This window comes from Alkalibaculum bacchi (assembly GCF_937875145.1).
GTDB classification, from domain to species: domain Bacteria; phylum Bacillota; class Clostridia; order Eubacteriales; family Alkalibacteraceae; genus Alkalibaculum; species Alkalibaculum bacchi_A.
Genome location: NZ_CALNCS010000103.1, coordinates 1 through 4,734 on the forward strand (window position 1 = coordinate 1; position 4,734 = coordinate 4,734).

Annotated in this window: 7 protein-coding genes and 1 pseudogene; 7 read left to right on the forward strand and 1 reads right to left on the reverse strand. The window is 36.5% G+C overall.

The genetic code is table 11. The annotated features are described in order from the left end of the window. Nucleotides 1-41: 41 nt before the first annotated feature. Entirely contained in the window at nt 42-191 is a 150-nt protein-coding gene (locus Q7P22_RS06605) for a hypothetical protein (RefSeq protein WP_369695503.1), read from the reverse strand. Between the two features lie 594 nt (nt 192-785). Between Q7P22_RS06605 and Q7P22_RS06610 the strand changes: the two genes are divergently transcribed. The 7 genes and pseudogenes from Q7P22_RS06610 to Q7P22_RS06640 all read left to right on the forward strand — a co-directional run. Further along, nucleotides 786-1,046 (forward strand): DUF5320 domain-containing protein, encoded by a 261-nt coding sequence (locus tag Q7P22_RS06610; protein ID WP_303862207.1) that lies wholly within the window; start codon nt 786-788, stop codon nt 1,044-1,046. A gap of 63 nt (nt 1,047-1,109) precedes the next feature. Beyond that, nucleotides 1,110-1,487, forward strand: a pseudogene (locus Q7P22_RS06615) (DUF134 domain-containing protein). A 2-nt stretch (nt 1,488-1,489) separates the two neighbouring features. Then, a complete protein-coding gene (locus Q7P22_RS06620; protein WP_303862218.1) occupies nt 1,490-1,855 on the forward strand; it encodes an iron-sulfur cluster assembly scaffold protein in 366 nt (121 codons plus the stop codon). A 14-nt stretch (nt 1,856-1,869) separates the two neighbouring features. Further along, nucleotides 1,870-2,238, forward strand: a complete 369-nt coding sequence (locus Q7P22_RS06625; RefSeq protein WP_303862210.1) for a NifB/NifX family molybdenum-iron cluster-binding protein — start codon at nt 1,870-1,872, stop codon at nt 2,236-2,238. A gap of 1 nt (nt 2,239) precedes the next feature. Further along, nucleotides 2,240-3,100, forward strand: a complete 861-nt coding sequence (locus Q7P22_RS06630; RefSeq protein WP_303862221.1) for an ATP-binding protein — start codon at nt 2,240-2,242, stop codon at nt 3,098-3,100. Continuing rightward, on the forward strand, nt 3,078-3,953 hold the full coding sequence (locus tag Q7P22_RS06635; RefSeq protein WP_303862213.1) for an ATP-binding protein: 876 nt from the start codon (nt 3,078-3,080) through the stop codon (nt 3,951-3,953). The genes Q7P22_RS06630 and Q7P22_RS06635 overlap by 23 nt, the downstream gene beginning before the upstream one ends. A 130-nt stretch (nt 3,954-4,083) precedes the next feature. Next, the coding region (locus tag Q7P22_RS06640; RefSeq protein WP_303862216.1) for an Mrp/NBP35 family ATP-binding protein at nt 4,084-4,734 on the forward strand (651 nt) is incomplete at its 3' end.

Consider the following 4,734-nt stretch of genomic DNA (forward strand, 5'->3'; position numbering starts at 1 on the left):
TATCAGATTCAAGAACATACCATGTTTAACTTCTCCGTTTTTTATTCTATCACCACTAATTTAACCAACCAGTGATGTGTCATCAAATATTTAGCCATGGTAACGGATCGTATAGCACCTTCTTTGTAAACAGTAATCCAGCGTTTGTAATATGCGTGGAAAAGTTCGTCTTTAGTAGCTTGTTCTAACATAATAGAGTCCTCCTTCTGATTTGTTTCATTACGGCTCACGCTGTTGAAGGGGGATTTTGTTAATAAAACAAAAGGTCTTACTAATAAAGATTCACACAGTATAGAATAGGAAAAGTATGCAAATATGACAACCGAGCATTACTACTGGCGATGAAAATCAAGTATTCATTTTAAAGGATGAGACGGTGGATAAGCTACTAAATATATTCTAACAAAAGGGCATCAAAGGACAATATAAAATAGAATCTCCCCTGAGATAAAACTCCCTAAAAATACAGAGTGTTCGTTGAATTTGATTCAAAAAAAGGGAAGATACCTGAAAACATTACTCTATAAGATAAATTTCCCCTCCTAAAATCTTGGACTTAGCATAATAGTGTTTACTACCGGGGTGCATGTAGGGATTAGTATAAAGACGTTTATGCCCTAAATAGGCATATTTATCATTATTCATGGCAATACGATGTGCGATTTATGGAGGGGTTTGTGATTAATAGTGAGTTAAGTAAAAAAAAGTTATTGACATATGACATAAACGGAGTATAATAAAAAATATAAATGACATATGTCGGAAATACTAAGGAGGTGAATAGTATGGCAAGAAGAGATGGAACTGGTCCAATGGGGATTGGTCCAAAAACTGGAAGAGGCTTGGGAAGTTGCATAGGTGGTAATGCACTTAAATATGGAACTGGTCTTGCAATGGGGTTAGGGTTTGCTTGCAGATGTGGTTTTGGTAGAGGTTTTGCAGTTGATCAGACTTCATCTAAAACACAAAAAGAGCTACTTCATAAACAAAAAGAATTATTACAAAACCGCCTTGAAGTTATTGATAAGCAATTAGGCAATCTCTAATGGTTATCAGAGATAACTCGAGGACGCTCTAGTTATCTCCGACTAGAATTGAGGTGAAAAAACATGGCACGACCAATAAAATGAAGAAAAGTATGCTGTTTACCTGAAAGTAGTAAATTTGGACCTCTTGACTTACCTACTGATGCTGACAATTATGTAAATATGACCGTTGATGAGTATGAAGCAATAAGGCTTATTGATTTGGTGGGCTTTACGCAAGAAGAGTGCGCTAACCAAATGAATGTAGCTCGTACCACTGTTCAAGGTATCTATATGGAAGGGCGAAAAAAGCTAGCACAATCATTAGTCAATGGAAAGATACTGTTAATTGAAGGAGGCGAGTATCGCCTTTGCGATGGATTACGAAATGGATGTGACCGAGGTTGCCGTAGGTATGGGCATACTATGCGTTTTGTAGATAATAAAAATAGAGGTGATTGATTATTTATTCGGAAAAAGTAATTGAGCACTTTACGCATCCTAAAAATGCCTATGAAATGACAGATGCAGATGCGTGGGGTACCATTGGAGATTCTTCATGTGGTGATTTTCTTACCATGTATATAAAAGTAGAGGATAATTGCATTAAAGAAATAAGCTATCTTGTTTTTGGCTGTTGTGCATCTATTGCCACGTCAAGCATGACGTCAGTATTAGCCAAAGGTAAGACATTAGATGAAGCTCTAAACATTGAAGAAGAGAATATTATTGAGGCTCTAGATGGGCTTCCAGAAGAAAAGGTTCATTGCTCAAATTTAGGTGTGAGCGCTTTACGAGATGCAATTAAAAAATATTTGAGTAAAAAATAGAATGGAGGATTTTTATGAAAATAGCAATACCCGTAGATGAAAAAGACATGGGAACAAATGTATGTGTATCTTTTGGACGTACTCCTTATTTTCTTATATACGATACGGAGTCAAAAGAGAGTGCATTTATAGACAATAGCGCAGCAGCTAGTTCAGGTGGCGCAGGAATTAAAGCTGCACAAATAATTGTAGATAGTAATATAGAAGTTTTGCTAACTCCTCGATGTGGGCAAAATGCTGCTGATGTGTTAAATGCTGCTAATATCAAAATATATAAAACGACAACCCATTCAGTAAAAGATAATATTGACGCTTTTATTGCCGGAACACTTTCTTTGTTAGATGAAATTCATGAGGGATTTCATGGCCAGGTCGGCAATTAATATGAAAATAGCCGTGCTAAGTGGCAAGGGTGGTACAGGTAAAACACTAGTATCAGTTAATTTAGCTGCAGTAGCGCAAAAATCAACTTATATTGATTGTGATGTTGAAGAACCCAATGGACATCTGTTTTTTGAACCTATAGATGTGCAGGAAGAAGAAGTATCTGTAAAAATCCCACAAGTAGATAATGAACGTTGCAATGGATGCCGAAAGTGCGTTGACTTTTGCAAATTTAATGCCCTTGCCTATATAAAAGATAAACTGATTATATTTGAAGAGATTTGCCACTCTTGCGGTGGGTGCATTATGCTTTGCCCAGAAAAGGCGTTGACAGAGAAAGAAAAAAGTATTGGGAAAATTCAAAGAGGAATTTCCAATGAGGTAGCAGTATACACAGGAATATTGAACACAGGTGAAGCTTCAGGTATTCCAATTATAAAAGAACTGCTTGTTGACAATAGATCCCAAGCAGATGAACAGACTTTTATTGATTGCCCTCCTGGAAGTGCTTGTATCGTAATGGAGAGCATTAAGGATGCTGATTATTGTGTGTTAGTCGCTGAGCCTACATTGTTTGGCGTTCATAATCTCAATATGGTATACGAACTAGTCAAGTTATTTAATAAGCCTTTCGGGGTGGTTCTCAATAAATGTCTAGAGGGAGAAAATCAAGCTGAAAAATTTTGTTTAGAAAAAAACATCAAAATTTTAGGGCGTTTACCCTTCGACAGCGAACTTGGCATGTTGAATTCAAATGGTGAAATTGTAGCTAGAAAAAGTAAAAAATATTGTGCCATATTTTCCGATTTGCTAGAGACCGTAAAAAAGGAGGTGCAATATGAAACAACTACTAATTCTTAGCGGAAAAGGAGGTACTGGAAAAACGACAATAGCCAGTGCTTTTATAAAACTTTCAAACGCTAAGGCTTACGCAGATTGTGATGTAGATGCACCTAATCTACACCTTATAATAGGACAAAGGTCTGAGCCGAAAAGAACAGATTATTATGGTCTGCCAAAAGCTGAGGTAAATCCTGAACGATGTATGGAATGCGATCAATGTAGACAAAACTGCAGATTTGACGCCATTTCAGTTGGAAAGACATATGAAGTAAATCCTTTTGCCTGTGAAGGCTGCGGTGTTTGCGAGTACGTTTGTCCTGTAGACGCTATATCTTTAAAACCTGCTATAGCAGGGGAGTTGATGTTGTATACAAATAAAGAAAAAGTTTTTTCAACAGCACAATTGAAAATGGGCAGTGGCACCTCTGGGATGTTGGTTACTGAGGTCAAAAAGCAGATGAAAATAGCAACTTCAGATACTGAACTTGCCATTATTGACGGTTCACCGGGTATTGGTTGCCCTGTTATAGCATCCATTAGTGGTGTAGATATGGTTTTAGTCGTGGCTGAACCTTCCATATCGGGTATTAGCGATATGGAGCGCATCATAAAAACAGCAGAAAAATTTGGAACAAAAATTGCAATCTGTATAAACAAATTTGATACCAATTATGTAAATACAGAGCAGATAGAGCTGTTTTGTAAAAACAAAGGATTGACCTTTGTAGGTAAAATACCTTTTGATTCAGATGCAGTAAAAGCGATTAATAACGGCCAGACTATTGTGGATATAAATTGTGCATCGGGGTTAGCAGTAAGAGAGGTCTATAATAAGACTATGGAAGGCTTATTTGAAGGCGATAATGAATGAAGATAATAATTGTCACAACATAAGTTAAGAGTAATCCATATTTAATGATTTTAACGATCATTATTGTATTATATTGATACAAGTAGATAAAAACTTTTGCATAACAATCTAAAAATAAGGAGCTAAAATTATGAGCGAAAATTGCGATCAAAGCTGCAACAGTTGCGCAGAAGACTGTGCAGAAAGAAAAGAACAACAAAATGATTTCTCTGAGAAATTACATGAAAATAGCAGCGTCAAAAAGGTCATTGGTATTGTTAGTGGCAAAGGAGGAGTAGGTAAGTCACTGCTTACTTCTATGCTTGCAGTTACAATGAACAGAATGGGTTATCATACTGCTATTCTTGATGCTGATATCACTGGGCCTTCTATCCCTAAAGCTTTTGGCATTAGAGAAAAAGCTGTAGGTAATGAACTTGGACTATTGCCTGTTAAAACAAAAACCGGCATTGACATTATGTCTGTTAATTTACTTTTAGAAAATGATACAGATCCCGTTGTTTGGAGAGGACCTGTTATTGCCAATACAGTTAAACAGTTTTGGAGTGATGTCATCTGGAGTGATGTGGATTTTATGTTCATAGATATGCCTCCAGGTACTGGTGATGTTCCTCTTACAGTATTTCAGTCTATAGCTGTTGATGGGATTATTGTTGTCACTTCTCCTCAGGAGCTTGTGTCTATGATTGTATCAAAAGCAGTTAAGATGGCTGAGATGATGAATATTCCTATCATTGGTCTTGTAGAAAATATGTCTTACTTTAAATGCCCTGATAATGGT

Excerpts from the sequence above, each read along its gene's own strand:
- Q7P22_RS06605 (WP_369695503.1), bottom strand. The coding sequence starts at position 191 with ATGTTAGAACAAGCTACTAAAGACGAACTTTTCCACGCATATTACAAA.
- Q7P22_RS06625 (WP_303862210.1), top strand. The coding sequence starts at position 1,870 with ATGAAAATAGCAATACCCGTAGATGAAAAAGACATGGGAACAAATGTA.
- Q7P22_RS06610 (WP_303862207.1), top strand. The coding sequence starts at position 786 with ATGGCAAGAAGAGATGGAACTGGTCCAATGGGGATTGGTCCAAAAACT.
- Q7P22_RS06630 (WP_303862221.1), top strand. The coding sequence starts at position 2,240 with ATGAAAATAGCCGTGCTAAGTGGCAAGGGTGGTACAGGTAAAACACTA.
- Q7P22_RS06635 (WP_303862213.1), top strand. The coding sequence starts at position 3,078 with ATGAAACAACTACTAATTCTTAGCGGAAAAGGAGGTACTGGAAAAACG.